This is a genomic window from Vibrio sp. sp1, from assembly GCF_016920955.1.
GTDB lineage: Bacteria > Pseudomonadota > Gammaproteobacteria > Enterobacterales > Vibrionaceae > Vibrio > Vibrio alginolyticus.
Genome location: NZ_CP060589.1, coordinates 2,937,783 through 2,953,730 on the forward strand (window position 1 = coordinate 2,937,783; position 15,948 = coordinate 2,953,730).

At 39.2% G+C, this 15,948-nt stretch carries 19 protein-coding genes and 1 pseudogene; 13 read left to right on the forward strand and 7 right to left on the reverse strand.

Annotated features, from left to right (window positions below; genetic code table 11):
• Positions 1-167: 167 nt before the first annotated feature.
• Positions 168-893 carry a type IV pilus biogenesis/stability protein PilW gene (gene pilW / locus H9L11_RS13750; RefSeq protein ID WP_033905207.1) on the reverse strand — a complete coding sequence of 242 codons (726 nt, stop codon included), beginning with the start codon at positions 891-893 and terminating at the stop codon, positions 168-170.
• 179 nt (positions 894-1,072) lie between these two features.
• A complete protein-coding gene (gene metA, locus H9L11_RS13755) occupies positions 1,073-2,014 on the reverse strand; it encodes a homoserine O-succinyltransferase (RefSeq protein WP_005377792.1) in 942 nt (313 codons plus the stop codon).
• 340 nt (positions 2,015-2,354) lie between these two features.
• Here metA and H9L11_RS13760 point away from each other — a divergent pair, with 340 nt between their 5' ends.
• The 3 genes from H9L11_RS13760 to H9L11_RS13770 all read left to right on the forward strand — a co-directional run bounded on the left by H9L11_RS13760 (position 2,355) and on the right by H9L11_RS13770 (position 4,571).
• Complete coding sequence (locus tag H9L11_RS13760; protein ID WP_005377791.1) at positions 2,355-2,741, forward strand: DUF6559 family protein; 387 nt, start codon at positions 2,355-2,357, stop codon at positions 2,739-2,741.
• 102 nt (positions 2,742-2,843) lie between these two features.
• On the forward strand, positions 2,844-3,200 hold the full coding sequence (locus tag H9L11_RS13765) for an SMR family transporter (protein WP_033905208.1): 357 nt from the start codon (positions 2,844-2,846) through the stop codon (positions 3,198-3,200).
• 420 nt (positions 3,201-3,620) lie between these two features.
• The gene (locus H9L11_RS13770) at positions 3,621-4,571 is read left to right on the forward strand and encodes an LpxL/LpxP family Kdo(2)-lipid IV(A) lauroyl/palmitoleoyl acyltransferase (RefSeq protein WP_031778977.1); all 951 of its coding nucleotides are present in this window, start codon (positions 3,621-3,623) and stop codon (positions 4,569-4,571) included.
• Between the two features lie 70 nt (positions 4,572-4,641).
• Here H9L11_RS13770 and H9L11_RS13775 read toward each other — a convergent pair.
• Positions 4,642-4,911: pseudogene (locus tag H9L11_RS13775) on the reverse strand (carboxypeptidase M32); the annotation flags it as partial.
• Between the two features lie 34 nt (positions 4,912-4,945).
• On the opposite strand from H9L11_RS13775, the gene H9L11_RS13780 reads away from it, so the two are divergent.
• Positions 4,946-6,535 (forward strand): recombinase family protein, encoded by a 1,590-nt coding sequence (locus H9L11_RS13780; RefSeq protein WP_205390839.1) that lies wholly within the window; start codon positions 4,946-4,948, stop codon positions 6,533-6,535.
• Positions 6,536-6,595: 60 nt separating this feature from the next.
• Here the strand turns inward: H9L11_RS13780 and H9L11_RS13785 are convergent, their stop codons facing one another.
• Entirely contained in the window at positions 6,596-6,826 is a 231-nt protein-coding gene (locus tag H9L11_RS13785; protein WP_086047132.1) for a helix-turn-helix transcriptional regulator, read from the reverse strand.
• 98 nt (positions 6,827-6,924) lie between these two features.
• Here H9L11_RS13785 and H9L11_RS13790 point away from each other — a divergent pair, with 98 nt between their 5' ends.
• The 8 genes from H9L11_RS13790 to H9L11_RS13825 all read left to right on the forward strand — a co-directional run bounded on the left by H9L11_RS13790 (position 6,925) and on the right by H9L11_RS13825 (position 11,560).
• Positions 6,925-7,896: a hypothetical protein gene (locus H9L11_RS13790; protein ID WP_086046708.1), complete on the forward strand. Its 972-nt coding sequence runs from the start codon at positions 6,925-6,927 to the stop codon at positions 7,894-7,896.
• A gap of 135 nt (positions 7,897-8,031) precedes the next feature.
• Entirely contained in the window at positions 8,032-8,430 is a 399-nt protein-coding gene (locus tag H9L11_RS13795; RefSeq protein WP_086046709.1) for a hypothetical protein, read from the forward strand.
• The gene (locus tag H9L11_RS13800) at positions 8,427-8,726 is read left to right on the forward strand and encodes a hypothetical protein (RefSeq protein ID WP_086046710.1); all 300 of its coding nucleotides are present in this window, start codon (positions 8,427-8,429) and stop codon (positions 8,724-8,726) included. The genes H9L11_RS13795 and H9L11_RS13800 overlap by 4 nt, the downstream gene beginning before the upstream one ends.
• A complete protein-coding gene (locus H9L11_RS13805; RefSeq protein ID WP_086046711.1) occupies positions 8,719-8,952 on the forward strand; it encodes a hypothetical protein in 234 nt (77 codons plus the stop codon). The genes H9L11_RS13800 and H9L11_RS13805 overlap by 8 nt, the downstream gene beginning before the upstream one ends.
• A gap of 162 nt (positions 8,953-9,114) precedes the next feature.
• Positions 9,115-9,660: a recombinase family protein gene (locus H9L11_RS13810; RefSeq protein ID WP_205390840.1), complete on the forward strand. Its 546-nt coding sequence runs from the start codon at positions 9,115-9,117 to the stop codon at positions 9,658-9,660.
• Positions 9,661-9,796: 136 nt separating this feature from the next.
• On the forward strand, positions 9,797-10,480 hold the full coding sequence (locus H9L11_RS13815; protein ID WP_086046713.1) for a hypothetical protein: 684 nt from the start codon (positions 9,797-9,799) through the stop codon (positions 10,478-10,480).
• Between the two features lie 12 nt (positions 10,481-10,492).
• A complete protein-coding gene (locus H9L11_RS13820) occupies positions 10,493-11,137 on the forward strand; it encodes a hypothetical protein (protein ID WP_086046714.1) in 645 nt (214 codons plus the stop codon).
• 60 nt (positions 11,138-11,197) lie between these two features.
• Positions 11,198-11,560 (forward strand): hypothetical protein, encoded by a 363-nt coding sequence (locus H9L11_RS13825; RefSeq protein WP_086046715.1) that lies wholly within the window; start codon positions 11,198-11,200, stop codon positions 11,558-11,560.
• Positions 11,561-11,611: 51 nt separating this feature from the next.
• On the opposite strand, the gene H9L11_RS13830 is transcribed toward H9L11_RS13825, so the two are convergent.
• The 3 genes from H9L11_RS13830 to H9L11_RS13840 form a co-directional block, all read right to left on the reverse strand.
• The gene (locus tag H9L11_RS13830; RefSeq protein WP_240199930.1) at positions 11,612-12,814 is read right to left on the reverse strand and encodes a hypothetical protein; all 1,203 of its coding nucleotides are present in this window, start codon (positions 12,812-12,814) and stop codon (positions 11,612-11,614) included.
• Positions 12,815-13,022: 208 nt separating this feature from the next.
• On the reverse strand, positions 13,023-14,039 hold the full coding sequence (locus H9L11_RS13835; RefSeq protein WP_205390842.1) for a hypothetical protein: 1,017 nt from the start codon (positions 14,037-14,039) through the stop codon (positions 13,023-13,025).
• Positions 14,020-14,202, reverse strand: a complete 183-nt coding sequence (locus H9L11_RS13840; protein ID WP_016791685.1) for a hypothetical protein — start codon at positions 14,200-14,202, stop codon at positions 14,020-14,022. Before H9L11_RS13840 ends, H9L11_RS13835 begins: the two co-directional genes overlap by 20 nt.
• Positions 14,203-15,674: 1,472 nt before the next feature.
• On the opposite strand from H9L11_RS13840, the gene H9L11_RS13845 reads away from it, so the two are divergent.
• A complete protein-coding gene (locus tag H9L11_RS13845; RefSeq protein WP_205390843.1) occupies positions 15,675-15,941 on the forward strand; it encodes a hypothetical protein in 267 nt (88 codons plus the stop codon).
• The last annotated feature ends 7 nt before the right edge of the window (positions 15,942-15,948 follow it).

Below are 15,948 nucleotides of genomic sequence, written 5' to 3' on the forward strand. Positions count from 1 at the left end.
TGCGCACTTTTTATAATGTGACTTGGTCACTTATTCCGTTCAAATAGTACCGAATTTGACGTTTATGTACAGGATGAATGTATCACCGTGAGTCTGAATTCACTGGATTCTTGGTCAAGCGCTGTATTGGCTGTGAGCTAATGCGCCTTATGTATCGCTATTTTGTACTAAGAAAATTTTTCCAATTGTTTTTGATACTTTTTCTCGAGAGCTTCATTGCCTGCTGCACGTTCAAGTTGAATCATGAGTTGCAAAGAGGGCTTCTTCACGCCATACATTTGATTGAATCTCATTAATCGAATTCTAGCTTCAGTATAATCACCGCTATCAATTTCTATTTTAGCGAGTTGCAAAATCGATTTTGGTCTATGGGGATCATGATCGATAGCTCTAGTAAAGTAGTATCTCGCTTTGTCTTTATCTTGTGATTTTAGAGCACAAAAAGCTGCATTCTCATAGCTCGCTGGAATAAGGTAGTAATAAGGCTGCTCAATGGCTCGATTAAACATCTGATCGGCTTTTTCGAAGGCACCTCGCTTGCAAAGAAAAGTACCGTAGTTATTGAGCACATTTCCGTTTTTAGTGTGTTGGCGTAGAGAGCGTTTATACATCTGTTCGGCTTTAATATCTTCACCAACCGTTTCGTAGTAGTGAGCCATAGATAATTGCGCGCGATAGTATTGAGGTGCGTGGTTTAAGGCTTGTTGTAAGTTATCATGCGCGCGAATCATGTTACCGCCGTCTAAATAACCTAAGCCAAGTGCGATACGTGATTCTGCCATTGCCACAGGATCGGCTTTAACGACAGGGCTTCCATCTTCTTTCACCGTCACGCAACCCACGAGTGCAAACTGAGACAATAATATTAGTGCACCGAGCTTTGCTGTTTTCATTCTTTATCCCTACATCCCTGAATCTTTCTGCATGATATGAATTACTTAGCAAAAGCCTATTGAGGAAAAAACACTATGCGATCAGGTTTGCAAACTGTTATGAAAAAGCCGCCATATGGCGGCTTGGTTCACATATTACATTTCGGTAATGATGAGTGCTTTGTTTGCTTATTTTGAAGCTAATCGTCTTTAGTGAAAGCATCTTCACTGAAGTGATCGAGGTCGTACGGTGTTTGCTGATAAACACAGTAGTTCAGCCAGTTTAAAAAGAGGAGGTGTCCATGGCTTCTCCAGCTTGCAATTGGTGGGTTATCTGGGTTGTTGTTTGGGTAATAGTTGACAGGAATAGCGGGCTCCATACCTTCGCTTAAATCTCGGATATATTCATTATGTAAGGTGTGAGAATCATACTCAGGGTGTCCTGTGACAAAGACATTGCGTTTGTCTTTTGTGGTGGCCAAGTACACACCTGCGACATCCGATGTCGCTAAAATGTCTAAGTCAGTATGCTCTTCTAGAAAGTGAGGCGAAAAATCTGCGTAACGCGAGTGAGGAGCCAAAAACGTGTCATCAAATCCACGTAAGATAGGGTGAAATTGATGATGGATTTGGTGATGATACACGCCTGAAAGTTTTTCTTTACGCGTTTTTTTAGGTAGATCGTAGAGTAGCTTTAGTCCTGCTTGCGCAGCCCAGCAAACATAAAGAGTGGATGTCACATGATCTTTTGCCCACTCCATGATGGTTTTGAGATGATCCCAATAAATGACATCTTCAAATTGCACCAAACCTAATGGAGCTCCAGTAATGATCATGCCATCGAAGTTTTTATCTCTCACCATTTCAAATTGGCGATAAAACGTGTCTAAATGTTCAGTTGGCGTATTTTTACTCGGGCGGTTATCAATGCGCAGTAATTCGACGTTAACCTGTAGTGGGCTGTTTGAGAGTAGACGCAGAAACTGAGTTTCAGTCTCTATTTTTTTTGGCATCAGATTAAGGATCAGCACTCTTAAAGGACGTATTTCCTGACTCGCTGCACGCGTTTCACTCATCACGAAGATGTTTTCTGTCCTTAATACATCGGTAGCTGGTAATTGATCTGGAATTCTAATTGGCACGACTTTCTCTCCCTAAGTATAGTCAATCTAGACGTCTATACTTCTAAAGCTAACTTAATTAAGTTTAGATGTCGATACGAAATCCGACTTTTCAATCTACTCTTTACATTATGGTAAACCGTACTCGGGGTTGTCACACAATTGTGACTAAAGCAGAGTTTCTGATGAGATAGGTTTGAAACGCAGTGTGTACTATTTGCTGGTAATTATGCGATCACGTTAATATGTGAAGGTGACTTCGTAGTAAGGAAGTCTCAAATTAATGAGCCATACTAAAAACAATCAGCTCACCATTTTGCATTAATGTGCATATTTGGAAACATCGTCAGTGGAGGACATTATGTTCGGTATTTTCAAGAGAAAGACAAAGATTCAGAGCATAGCTCAAGAAGTTCCTTGCGTGCTACTGCATTCGTTTGGTGATAAAGACATTTATACGCCGGAAGAGATTGATCAAGCTCTTCAAAAGCTGGGTTATGATAAGAGCAAGGATATCAGTCATTATCAGTATGCGTATGGAATGTTTGCCGATGAAGCCTCTTACGAGCTCCTAGAACTAACGGATGAGCTAGGTAATTATGGTCATTTCCAACGTGAAGTAGGTAAGATGCTACTCAATACACCTGAGCCGATTGATATGCATATCTACTTTGAAATTTCTCGTCAGCACCAAAACGTCAGCCTTTCACCTGGTCATCAAAAAGTAAGCGAAAGTGATGGTGTGTAAACATCGTTAGTGGTATTCCATCGTGAGATGAGTTGGGTATAATGCGCGGCCTAATTATCCGGACATGTTGTCGGTTACATTTCTGTTGAGCGTTAATGCCTTATGTTCAAAATGCTTGTCTCTATGCCACCAATGTTGGCGCTGTCGATAGCGATTGTATGTGAAGTGATTGCCACTTCTTATATTCCCAAAACAGAGCAATTTACGAAAGTAATGCCGAGCACAGTCGTTTTGATTGGTTACGGCATCGCTTTCTTCTTGCTTTCCGTCACAGTGCAAACAATGCCTGTCGGGGTTGTTTATGCCATATGGAGTGGTGCTGGGATCGTTTTGGTTGCGACGGTTGGTTACTTTGTTTACGGACAGCGGCTAGACTTACCAGCCCTAGTTGGTATTGGGTTTATCATCGCTGGTGTGTTGATCGTAAATTTATTATCCAAAACAGTAGGGTACGAATAACGCCACTCTACTTGTTAAGTGAATAAGAAGCCGCAGCGAGAAATTGCTGCGGCTTTTTAGTACAAATTCAATCGCTAATGGCGAGTATTGATATGATGTCTTATTGTTGCATTCATCACGGTCGCATTATGTGATTGAACAATAGGCATTATTTAGCGCATTGAAAATACAAAGTTATGTTTCTTCAAACTTTAGGAAAGGGCAGTAGATAAATCACTCCGATAGATGTTAACGTGGCGACTCATCTTTACTGCTTTTTCATTCCCTACATATTTCTGCAAAGTTCTTATTGTGTAGTGTGTCGAAGAACCATAGAATCCGCGCGCTTTAATTTATGTTATTAGCGTTATCAATGATAAAAGTGCAGTCCATTATCATTGTTTTTATCACTTATAGATGGGCACATCTGACAATACTTACATGAACAAATACAAAAAGCCTGCATTCAAGGCCGAATTTCTTTTGCCTCGTTACTGGGGAACGTTAATTATCATTAGCGTGATGTACTTACTTAGCCTCCTTCCTTTTAAAGTTCAACTAGCTTTGGGACGCAACATTGGTCGTTTAGCTATGCGAATCATGAGAAAACGTCAAGTTACTATCAGACGCAATCTTGAGCTTTGCTTCCCTCATATGGAAGAATGCCAACGCGAAGCAATTCTAAAAGACAACATCGACAATACTGGCATCGCACTTTTTGAGACCGCAATGGCATGGTTTTGGTCAGATAAACGGGTAAACAAACACGTCACGATAAAAGGCATGGAGCATCTAGAGGCTTTAGAGAAGTCAGGCAAAGGTGCATTAATGTTGGCCGTACACTCAATGAATCTAGAGTTAGGTGCTCGAGCTTTTGGCATTAAAAAGTCTGGAACCGGTGTTTATCGCCCAAACAATAATCCGTGCTTTGATTATTTTCAGTATAAGGGACGCTCTCGCTCTAATCGTACACTGATTGATCGTAAAAACGTCAAAGCCATGCTTGAATCACTTAAAACGGGTGAGCGGGTTTGGTATGCACCGGACCACGATTATGGTAACCGACGCTCGACATTTGCACCGTTATTTGCCGTTAAAAATGCTTGTACTACGACAGGTACAAGTTTGTTGGTTGATTCTACAGATTGCGCCATTGTGCCTTTTACGATGGTAAGAGGAAAAGACGGACACTATACCCTAACCATTAGTGCGCCCGTCGACGGTTTCCCGAAAGAGGATCATCAACGTGCCGCCGCATTCGTGAATCAAATAGTTGAAACATCAATCATGGCAAGTCCGAGCCAGTATATGTGGCTTCATCGTCGGTTTAAAACTAGACCAGAGGGTGAGGACTGTTTGTACAAGCCTAGGCTCATCCCTAGCTTGGCATAACACATAGAGAGCCTACAAAAAGCCCAAGGAACATACGAACCTTGGGCTTTTACTTTCTATTCTTTTCGCTTTATAAGTAGCGATCTTTTAGGTGAGCTTGAAAGTGTTTAGCATTCAGTGTTTCACCCGTGGCTTGTTTTACCAATTCATCAGTGGTGAATAAGCTACCTTTACTCCAGATGTTTTCCGAGAGCCAATTGAATATCGGAGCTAAGTCGCCAGAACGAATAACCGCATCTACATCGACGGTTTGTTTCATTGCTGCCATAAATTGTGCTGCGTACATCGCACCGAGCGTGTAGGACGGGAAATAGCCAAAACTTCCGTCTGTCCAATGTATAGTGATAACTTACATTTTGTGGTATGGTGTAACTATGAGAAAAGTATACAGTTATATGCGCTTTAGCCGCCCAGAGCAGGCTAAAGGCACATCAATCGAACGCCAGTCGAGTTTCGCTGAGCAATACGCTCTTGCGCATGGTTTAGAGCTTGATAAGAGCTTAACTATGATGGACAAAGGGCTTAGTGCATTTCATGGAATGCATAAGACTAAAGGCGCGTTTGGTCAATTCTTAGCAGCAGTAACGGCAGGCAAAGTTCCGTCTGGCTCAGTGTTGGTGGTTGAGTCATTAGATCGTTTAAGTCGTGAAGACCCGTTGATTGCTCAAGCTGCGCTCACCGATTTAATATTGTCTGGTATCACAGTCGTTACAGCCGCAGATAATCAAGTTTATTCTCGGGAAGAGATTCAACAAAACCCATTCAAGTTAATCATGTCCCTTGTGGTAATGATTCGAGCGAATGAAGAATCTGAAACTAAACAGCGTCGGTCTAACGCTTTCTTAAAGAGTGCTTTGAATCAATATCAAGCGAATGGGAATATTCGACGACTCGGTGCTGACCCTAGTTGGCTTGATTTCAACAAAGACGATAATACGTACTCCTTTAATGCACGTGTAGACGTAATTCGCCGAATACTAAGTTTGTACAATCAAGGAATAGGTTCTCTCAAGATAGCTAGGCAACTGACAGAAGAAAGCATACCGACGCTATCAGGTAAGCGTAACGCTTGGGGACAGACAACAGTTGCAAACATCGTTAAGTCTCATGCTCTATATGGAATGAAGCGAATCAACGTTCAAGGTGTTGACTACGATCTTGAAGATTTCTATCCCGCGTTGATTACAAAATCAAAGTGGTTGGCATTACAACAACACAGATCAAAGCGAAGTAAAACAATGCATGGTCGAGGTGAGGTTGTTCACTTGATTACTGGTCATGGTAAAGGGTTTACAACTTGTGGGTATTGCGGTGGTGGGTTAGGTGCTCAAACACAAAAGCAATATAAACGCTCGGGTGAATACAGTAGAACCGTTACAAGATTACATTGTTTAACGCATAAAGAAACAAGTTCATGTTGTTCATCTGTGTTTCTTCAGCCTGTAGAAAGTGCGGTATTGTTTGCAGTTTGTATCGGTGTTGAACCTCAGTCTTTAGTGCCTACCGTTAACAATGTTAACTACTCTGCTTTAATCGACGAAGTAGAGAACAAAGTTAAACATATTGTCGAGCAGGTTACAGCAGGTGCACCTTGGGATTTGTTCAAAGATGTTCACGACAGACTGAAGTTGGAAAAGCAAAAACTGATTAAAGAACGCGATTCACAAAAGCCAGATGTTAATCAAAGTGATGTTCAAAAATGGGTGAATAAGCTGGTAGAATTGGCTGATAAAGCACGAGCGAATGATAAAGAAGCTAGATTGAAATGTAGAACGCTAATCAACAGCATTTGTAAGAGTATCGTGATTAAGTTACGGGGTCATGATTTAAAATCAGAGCCAGTGGTTACGATTACGTTTGTTACTGATGAGCAGTTTGAATTTAAAGTCGGCAAGAATGGAGCAGTAAAGTTTGTTGATAATGGTATGGCAATCAACAGAAGGCTAAAACCGCTACTGGCTTAGTATGTTCATTGATGATTTGAGAGGGAAGCTTTTCGCTTCCCTTTTTAGTTTTGAATAGGTCTACTCAAACAGCGAATTGGCATCGGTGCCTAACACGACACAAAAATCCCTGATCATCTCGTCAGTCACACGAATCATTCCACTTTCAATCTTGGCAAGCTTACTACGTGTCATATCAATGCCACGCAGACTACATTCCCGCTCTACGTCTGCTTGAGACCAATCCCTACTTAACCGTATCTCTTTGATTCTAATGCCAGTAATGTTCTTTTTTTCTGTGACTTGGTTCATGATTTCTTCTGCACCATTATGGGTGCAAATAGAGTTACATATAAGATAGTGCTTCATTGCACCCATATGGGTGCTTGATGTTTTTATTTGAGATATTTATGAACAATGAAGTGAAAAAAGTGCAATTTGTTAAAACTGGTGTAGTCAGTGCGTTATCGGTAGTTGTATTGGCTGGCTGTCAAACTACTACAGTGCAGAGAAATGCTGAGAAGCAAATTGAAGGCAATCGATATCAATTTGTTAAGAACCCTAAAACGGTTGAAGAAGTATTTGGTGACATGACTTGTAACGAGTTTATGCAAATAGACAAAGGTCAGAAAGTTGAACGTTTTGGCGATTTGAACTCTACTGGGTTATTAATAAAACAACGTAATGCGGCTTATATTACTAATTCAATGTTGGCTGCCATTCATTGGGACAAGCGTAGATTCAATCACCCATACGGCAATACGTTGAGTGCTGAAACTACGAGAGAGTGCTTAAAAAAGGGTAGTGAGTCATTTGTTCATCAAGTGATTTCAGAGTCTAAGTTTTTAACACCAGATGTGATGACCGATCACGGCGACTACAAAGTAGCGAGTACAAATGATGTTCTTTATGCTGTGTATACAGGTTCTAAAGAAAGAAACGCAGTACTTCAAGTGATTCCTAGCGCTATACCTAAAAAGGGGAGCCGAGAATATAGAAATAGAGATAAAATAGCTAAGATTAACTCATTCTACATTCATACAGATATTAAGTGTGAAGACATGAATTACTACAATGTTTTGCCTAGTATCAACAATAAAAAGTATTACGTTCAGAACACTTGTGGTGAAAACAAAAGAATGCGTACGTTCGTTAGATACAATGCTGGTGATAAGTCTGCTTTGAATCTTCATGAACTCATTTCAAAAACGAATGACGACATCGTTATTGATTATGATGGAATGAAAACCTATCGTTTTAGTTCAAAGGGTTATACTGCTGCTTTGAATCAAGGAAGAAAATTAAATCAAGTGTTTCAGTTTGGCTATGAAGATGAATGGTTTAATTACAAAGTGAAGCAATCTGCTTTGTTAAACAAGTAAAAAACAAGACTCGTCTTTATTAAATTTTACTTAATTAACGTCGTATTCAATAAAAGCCGCCTAAAATGGGCGGTTTTTTATTGGTTTCAATCTGTTGAATAAATATATCTGTATTAATGAACAGGTTGAACAAGTATGAAAAAAGAAAATCTTCATTTCACTGATAATGAGAAAGCCAAAGAAGCAGGGCGACGCAGTGGTGCTGCGAGGCGCAAGAAAGCCGCGGAACTACAAAAGCTAGAACGCAAAGCAGAATTGCGAGACATCGAAAATCGAGAGAAGAAGTTAAAAGATATGTCAATGCCTTTGACTGGTGCTGGTGACATCGACACAAGTCAAATTCTTAAAATGGTGTTGTCTGGTGCGTTTGGTGTAGTACTAGCTGAAAGAGCAATCACAGCGATCTGTGAAGCTGAAATAAAACGAGTTACTAACCGTGCGTCCAAGTTGGAATTATCAATCATCAATGACTTGTCGCGGTCGGAAAAAGAAGCTCTTCTTGCTTCACTTGAAGCTGATTTGGAGGCGCTATGAGTTTCTTAAATTTAGTTCGAACTAACAGTAGCAAAGAAGAAGATGAACAGGGATGGACTGGCAATTCTCTTGATTTGTTGAGAATGGTCGGTTCTTTAGATGAGTATCGTCGAGAACAGCTTAAAGACCAAGAATACCAAGAAGAAGCTGAGAAACGAATCAACGCCATTCGAGAGAAGATGAAACAACACGAGCAAAGTCGTTTGGTGTCGCAAGAAGAAGCGTTACTTGAGCAATCAGAGCGAGAACGGAAACGTAGAGAACTACTTGAACAATTGGGTGGTATAGATGAATAGATTACTAGCTGGGCTGTTAGTCATTGTTATGCCTTTAGCGATTTCAAATATTTCGTTTTCAAATAACTATGGTGAACTGCATTCAACACTTGATACTCTGGCGACACAGCAAGAAGTGGTGTTGGAAAGAACAAATATCATTCTTGATGATATTGATCTTGTAAAGGCAACGACTAAACACAATGGTGAGCGAATTGAATCACTTGAAAGACTTCTTGCCGATTAAACTAAGCCCTCGTAGAAATACGGGGCTTTTTGTATTCATTTGACTACTGTCTAAGAACACACTTAGATGAATACGGTAACTGTATTCATTACGGTTGCTATCGGCCATGAATACAGCCTATTGTAGTCGTATCTAGAGTTCAATGAATACGGTGAGTGAAATATGAGCAAGGTCGGTTACATTCGTGTGTCTACGGTACAACAAAATATAGTTCGACAATTGGACGGTATTGAACTTGATAAAGTGTTCGTCGATAAATGTGGTGGTTCAACAACTGATAGGGAAGAACTCAAGCGTTTAAAAGAGTATGTACGTGAGGGTGACACGGTTGTTGTTCATGATATCTCACGTCTTGCTCGTGATATGAAAGACCTACTAGGTTTGATTGAGTTCTTTAACAATAAATCAGTAGCGGTTCAGTTCATTAAAGAGAATATGTTGTTCAGTGCTGACAAAAGCAACCCAATGAATGAGCTATTACTGAACCTACTAGGATCTGTCTATCAGTTTGAGCGTCAAATGCTTCTTGAACGTCAGGCTGAGGGTATTGCTAAAGCAAAAGCGGCAGGTAAGTACAAAGGTCGTACTGCCACAGTAGATAGGCAAGCTATCATTGATTGCCTCGAAAGCGGGCTATCGATTCGCAAAACTGCTCAGAAGCTAGGTGTCGGCGTGTCTACGGTACAGAGAGTAAAAGCAGCAGTTTAACGACACTCTTGTACAAAGTGAAATAGCGGCATAGTGCCGCTATTTTTGTATATAAAGCCGAATAAATGTGAAGTTAATCGATAAAAGTTAAGTTTGTATTTGGTATGTTCAATGCTTTTATTTGTTGAGTAGTAACATGAAGTTAAAGCAATCAACGTTAGACGCAATCAAACGCTTGGGTAAAATTAATGATGGGCTTATTTTGCACGAAGGAAAACAACTTAGATCGCAAGATAACCTTAACAAGGTTATCGCGTATATTGATATCGAAGATGAGTTTCCACGTACATTCGGTGTGTATCATGTAGAAGAGTTTTTGAAATCGATCAAGCTGGTTCATGATGCAGAACTTACTTTCGAAGATACACACGTACTGATTACGAACAAAGAAGGAATAGAACTGGTTTATCAATACGCTGACACTGATTTCGTCACCGAAGCTCCTGAAAAGGTGAACTTCCCGTATGTAGATCCGCAATCTCACGATGAAGATTTTATTAACTTTTCTATTGATTATGATGCCATCGAACAAGTTATTAAAGCTTGTAAAACTCTTGGTCTAGGGCATATTCGATTTTACTCAGAATCAGAGTCTGAAACCATTTATATCTCTGCATACGATAGGTCAGGTTCGAAGAAGCACACATTCAAAATTCCACTTGATAATTTTGATTCAAAGCGTGTCGTTGAAGCCGTTTTTCATCTTGATAGATTAACAATTCTAGCTAAAGGTGACTACTCTGTAAGTATACACACGGCAGGTATATCTCAATTCAAAAATGACACTCACACTTATTATCTAGCGACTGAAGCCGTTTAAGAGGACTACAAAATGACAGAGCAATTGAATGAAGTAGAAGAAAATAAAGAAGTCGAATCTAAAGATAAAGACCAGCAACTAAAAGACTTACTGCAAGAAAACGAAAACGCACTAAAGGCACAGCGAGAGCGAGACGAAAAAATCGCGAAACTTAAACTTTCAATAAAAGAAGATGCGTTAGATGAATTCGAAAAAACGTACCATAATTTGAATATAACACCGCAAGATTTAGCGAAGCGCTTCGGGTTTAAAATTGCTGAAGAGAAAGAAAAAGTTGAGCCAGAGAAGACAAAAAGTAAACGCAAAACTCAAGAGCATATTTCATTCTTGTATATCAAGGACGGTGTTCAATACGAACGTAAAAGCTCAAGCCCTAGAACATTTCTAGTAGAACCGTGGAAGTCGTTACTATTCGACGGTAATATCAATGATCATTGCACGTTGTGGTATGCAGATGTTCCTGAAGAAGAAATTAAAGTTAGTGGTAAGTATGACGAAGCCGTTAAGACTGTCAAAGTTACACGAAAGTACTTTACTCAGGCTATGATTAATGACGGGGAAAAACTACCAGAGAAGAAGATCGACATTGAACGTATTGATAATAAAGTAATTCAAGATGTTGAGGCATTAAAGGCTTCAGTTCGTTCAATGATGTGAAATGGACACTACGTTAATGACGAAAAGCTAGTTCGTCTACTGGTTCAAAATCTAAACAAAGTGAAGAAGCAGTATGTCAATCAACTAAAAAATAGTCTTGATGTACACGCTTTTGATAACTTCAAGAAACATTCTGATGATGTCGGTTTAGACTACGGGGCAGGGGTTCATACTTATGGTCAAGTTAATGCTGACGATATACTTTCAAATTATGTTGAATGGTATACGTATTTTGATGACTCAGCACTTGCTGAAGAGTCATTTAGGAAAGCTCATGACGATAGCAAGATCTGGTGTGACATTGAACTAAGTGAAGATGAACTAAAAGACGTAGTACAACCTGATTTAAATGAAGTTCGTTTAGAGCTTTTAAAGACTCGAAAATTCAAATCTGACGCTGATAGCTCAAATGTTCAGTGGTAACGATAGCCCCGAGAGTTCGGGGCTTTATTCATTTACATTCACGGTATAGATTTACACATCTTTCTTTAAAACCAAAACACAATGATAGAGGAGTGCTTTGATGATATGGTTCAGGCTATGAACTTCACGAAATAGAAGAAGCATTTTTCTCAAGAAGAGCATAAAGCTCATTTCAATAGTTTTATCTCTAGTCAGACCTTCTTTAGCCGAACTGTATGTGATGATTTGAGTCGCTTCGTCGTATTCATACTTGTAGTGCGCTATGCCATTCCTTAAACGCGTGTCTATAGCATTTTCATCAAAATTGAAGAAAGAGTTATCTATAGCAGCGAGTTTTCTTCCTAAGTCAACGTTGGCATATTCGGCTAAAGAAGAAAATTCTTTTATCACTTTATCTTTTTTATTTATTCGAATTTCGTCTGAAAACAAATTGAAGTCACCTCGATGTATCAAATTGTTTAAACCTGCGACTAAAACTAGTTGTCTTGAATACACTTCGGCGAGGTCTTTATATGTATTATTACAATTGTCGAAGCTTTCTGTTGAAACTCTAGCAGGAACGTCACCAAGTTCTTCTTCAGAGTAGTCATAATACAAAGCTGGGCGAAGAGGTAGTTCTAATTTAATTAATTTAGGGTAAAGGCTTATACAGTCATGGTGAACTGTCTTTAGAAACCCTGTTTTGAGTAGACTATCGAAGAAGGCGTTTAAGTTTTCGTTGTGTTCAGTATACAATGTAGAAAGCAATTTCGGCATCCCCTTACTTAGTTCAGTATTGTGTTCATGCACTGTAAGAGGAGAAGACATAATCGAAGTAGCAGAATACAGAGCAGCAATAACATCTTCTTTTTTGTGAGACTTGAGTTTTACAAACTCTAAATCAGCAAGGCTTTTAACTACTTTCTCAAATGCCTTTATGTCGTCACGTTTGTATTGAGATATTAGTCTACGCAAGTTTCGGTGTTGACCACTTAATCTATTAAGCAAATCTAAACGAGTAAACAAATGGCGATAAGAATCTTGTCCTATTGAATGGATAACACGCATAAACGCAGTATTCCCTTGCTCATAGTTACCGAATGACACTGGAAAGTCTAAGTGTAGGTCTATAAAAGGGTTCTCACCTGAAAATAGACCTTCAAAGTTTTTTATTTCAGTAGCACCTTCAAGATCACCACAGCCTAGAGTGAAAGTAATTTGCTCGTGACATTCTGGACACGCGAACTGAAATGGTTGGACTTGACGGTTAGACATTCCAATACGGCAGTCGATTAAGGTATCGCAAGTGTCACATTGAAAACGAGTACAGATATTCATGTTAAATCACAGATTGTTATGCTTTAACGTCAATTTTTCTCGTTTGTAAGCCTCAGTCAAGTGAAAAATGTATAATTAGTATAAGTATTCTTGCTAATGTGACCGGTAATAACTTTTACATAGAACCGTCCCATTTTTAATATTTTCAAGGCTCTATCTGTTCTTCAAGCATTTCAAATTGCGCTTCCTCTTCAGACCAGTTTTTCTCAGCTAAGGCAGCACTGGCTAAGCGGTATTCTTCTTCGGTGATAATGTCTTCGGTTTGTTGAAAGTTTTCATTGCAGAACATCAAGGGATAAAACTGAGTAATTTTCTCAATCGTGAACCTATCTGGCAGCAGTCTCATGCCTTTATCAAGTAGCTTAACTAGGTCTTCAATGTATTCAACATGCTCAGGTTTAACTAATGGCTTAATCGTTTTTAGTAAGTCTCGGTTGTAGTTAATCGCTAATGAACTGATCATTTTGTCGATTCGTTGTTGGTCTACTTCTGGATCATTCTCGAATAAAGCTTCAATCTCATTCTCTTCGACGAGAAGTTCAATTTCTTCTACTTGCCAGTTCAAAGTTAGACTAGCCTCAACAGGAATACGTTTTGGTTTCGACTCAAGCACTTCTTGTCCCTCGTTGTTATTTTTAATAATCGATAGTATTTCGTCTTTTGAACGACTAAATGTATCGCAAGCATTCTGGACAATTGCGTCGAAACTGAGTTCATCATTGATTAAAAGAGTTGAAGTCTCTTTTAGTTTGCCGTGTACGTTTTTTGCGTCACCGTTATGAACTTCACCTATTTTGTTTTTATCAACACATGTAACACAAGCTATTTCAATTTCATGAGTATTGATATCGGCAAATAGTACTTGGGCGGTAGTCGCGTCAAGAGCAATAAAGTAATTACCAGTAGCTGCCGTATATAAATCGGAAGTGCTGTGTAGTTTACGGGAAATCTTCTTAGACAGTTGATCATGCTTTGAATCAAGCTGTTTATCTTTGCGGTCGTACTCAATCAATGTACGGACATTCAACTTATCGGTTTTGTTCAAAGTTACACGTTTGACCAAGTCTTTGTATGCGCGTTGACCTGTTTGTTCTTGCAAACGAACTTGAATCAAGTTGTTATTGGTGAATAGTGTTGCTTTTTTAGTTAATGATTGATTCATTTTTCTTCTCTCTATTCTCTTTGGAATTTGTGTTAGATAGTTTGGTGTCAGTTAAGTCTGCAATGATTCGGGTAATTGATTTGTTGTTGTATTCAGGTAGTTCTTGTAGTGCTTCAGCTATAGCAATTGGAATGCTGACTTTTAAGTATGCCTTATCTCTCATTTTCAATTTCTCTCACGATTTTGTAGATAGTCGATGTTGATATTTTGTATTGCTTGCTTATCTCATCGATGGTCAATTCGCTGTTCAAGTACAAGTCGTAAATGACTTGCTTTTGTTCTGAGGTTCTACGTGGCTTTCTGATTCTCATCTTTTCAATTTCTCTCTTTTTCATGTTCTTACAATTCTATTTATATCGATGAAATCGATGAACGATGTGGTTTTAGTAAAAAAGTTGAAATTATTTTCAAATAGACAAGGTGAGGAAGAGGAGTGGGTTATAACTTCGCGTACGTTTTGACGTACACTTTGACTAAATCTCGCGTACGTTTTGACGTACACTTTGACTAAATCTCGCGTACGTTTTGACGTACACTTTGACTAAATCTCACGTACGTTTTGACGTACACTTCAAGTACACTTTCGCGTACGTTTTAAAAGGAATACTCAATTAAAAACAATAAGTTATGATTTGACATTCAAGGGGAACATAAACACAAGCAACGAGAAAGAGAACGAGAGTCCAGGGAGGACAACAAGAAGAAAACGGGGAGCGAAGCGACCGACGCGAAGCGTCTAATTGGTCGTTTTTGGAACGCGGCTTCAATAGGTCTTCAATTGGGGCTTCGCCCGTTCGCCTTCGGCTCACCTTGTTATCGCTTCGCTTATTACAAGTAGGTGGTACTTGGAGTAGTGTTGAAGTGGTTTCGACTGGTAGACTAAGAGACTGCTACGCAGTCACCGTCTTTCGATAGCACTACGTGCTACCGGACAGTTTAGTTTTTGATTGCTTGTTAGTTATCTTTGACTTGTATAGCGTAAGCTAGATGCATCTTCAATGCGATTCTAAGACGGTTTCAACTGGCTAGTAGTGTGCTTTGTTAAATAAGTCTTTAAATTCGCTTAGAATCGGTTCTAGACGGTATTTGACTTGTATAGCGTGAGCTAGTGCTTTTCAACTAGAACTGACTCATTTCTAATATTACTAATATCTCTAACTTCACTAAAACTACTAATACTACTAAGATGATGCGGAATTTTTCGGTTCTTCCAATTTGGTTCTTTCAAGTCTTTAATTGGTGCCTTCGGCACGTTCGCTTCGCTCACAATGTCTTTGACTTGTATAGCGTAAGCTAGATGCTCTTCAACGCGATTCTAAGGTGGTTTCAACTGGCTAGTAGTACGCTTTTGAATGAGCATTTAAAAACTGCTTAGAATCGGTTCTAGACGGTAAAATGCTTTTGGCATACATTTGCGTTTTATAAATACAGTTGAATGTTTTCAGAATGCTTGATTGTAAACCTTTTAGATGTTTTTAAGCTGTCTACCAGACTGCTTATATAAATACGATTGAATTTGTAAATTCACTTCAATCGTAAAACCTCTCGTTTTGTTAAGCAGCCTTGCGGCTGCTTTTTTTTGGCTTGAATTTTAAGGACAGCTAAATACAACAAACGAACAAGAGGTAAATAAAAATGCTTTGTCCAAGCTTATTATCAAGTCAAAACATCAATCCAGAAGAACACTTTTCTAGTCAACAATTCGACCGTTCTTATTTTGTTGAACGTATCTGGGAACAAATCTACGAAACCGATCAAAAGAGAAAGAATGGTTTAACTGATAACGATTGTCAGTACTTTGAACGAGTGTTAACGGCTATCTCCGAATGGAGCCAAGAAGAGTTATTGGAGCTCGCAGATGCAACGCCTAGTGAGTTTAGAAAAGAATTCAGGGGGTGGTAGACATGCT

Excerpts from the sequence above, each read along its gene's own strand:
- H9L11_RS13820 (WP_086046714.1), top strand. The coding sequence starts at position 10,493 with ATGACAGAGCAATTGAATGAAGTAGAAGAAAATAAAGAAGTCGAATCT.
- H9L11_RS13815 (WP_086046713.1), top strand. The coding sequence starts at position 9,797 with ATGAAGTTAAAGCAATCAACGTTAGACGCAATCAAACGCTTGGGTAAA.
- H9L11_RS13840 (WP_016791685.1), bottom strand. The coding sequence starts at position 14,202 with ATGAGAGATAAGGCATACTTAAAAGTCAGCATTCCAATTGCTATAGCT.
- pilW (WP_033905207.1), bottom strand. The coding sequence starts at position 893 with ATGAAAACAGCAAAGCTCGGTGCACTAATATTATTGTCTCAGTTTGCA.
- H9L11_RS13780 (WP_205390839.1), top strand. The coding sequence starts at position 4,946 with ATGAGAAAAGTATACAGTTATATGCGCTTTAGCCGCCCAGAGCAGGCT.
- H9L11_RS13790 (WP_086046708.1), top strand. The coding sequence starts at position 6,925 with ATGAACAATGAAGTGAAAAAAGTGCAATTTGTTAAAACTGGTGTAGTC.
- H9L11_RS13830 (WP_240199930.1), bottom strand. The coding sequence starts at position 12,814 with ATGTCTAACCGTCAAGTCCAACCATTTCAGTTCGCGTGTCCAGAATGT.
- H9L11_RS13795 (WP_086046709.1), top strand. The coding sequence starts at position 8,032 with ATGAAAAAAGAAAATCTTCATTTCACTGATAATGAGAAAGCCAAAGAA.
- H9L11_RS13770 (WP_031778977.1), top strand. The coding sequence starts at position 3,621 with ATGAACAAATACAAAAAGCCTGCATTCAAGGCCGAATTTCTTTTGCCT.
- H9L11_RS13805 (WP_086046711.1), top strand. The coding sequence starts at position 8,719 with ATGAATAGATTACTAGCTGGGCTGTTAGTCATTGTTATGCCTTTAGCG.
- H9L11_RS13760 (WP_005377791.1), top strand. The coding sequence starts at position 2,355 with ATGTTCGGTATTTTCAAGAGAAAGACAAAGATTCAGAGCATAGCTCAA.
- H9L11_RS13765 (WP_033905208.1), top strand. The coding sequence starts at position 2,844 with ATGTTCAAAATGCTTGTCTCTATGCCACCAATGTTGGCGCTGTCGATA.
- H9L11_RS13800 (WP_086046710.1), top strand. The coding sequence starts at position 8,427 with ATGAGTTTCTTAAATTTAGTTCGAACTAACAGTAGCAAAGAAGAAGAT.
- H9L11_RS13810 (WP_205390840.1), top strand. The coding sequence starts at position 9,115 with ATGAGCAAGGTCGGTTACATTCGTGTGTCTACGGTACAACAAAATATA.
- H9L11_RS13835 (WP_205390842.1), bottom strand. The coding sequence starts at position 14,039 with ATGAATCAATCATTAACTAAAAAAGCAACACTATTCACCAATAACAAC.
- H9L11_RS13785 (WP_086047132.1), bottom strand. The coding sequence starts at position 6,826 with ATGAACCAAGTCACAGAAAAAAAGAACATTACTGGCATTAGAATCAAA.
- H9L11_RS13845 (WP_205390843.1), top strand. The coding sequence starts at position 15,675 with ATGCTTTGTCCAAGCTTATTATCAAGTCAAAACATCAATCCAGAAGAA.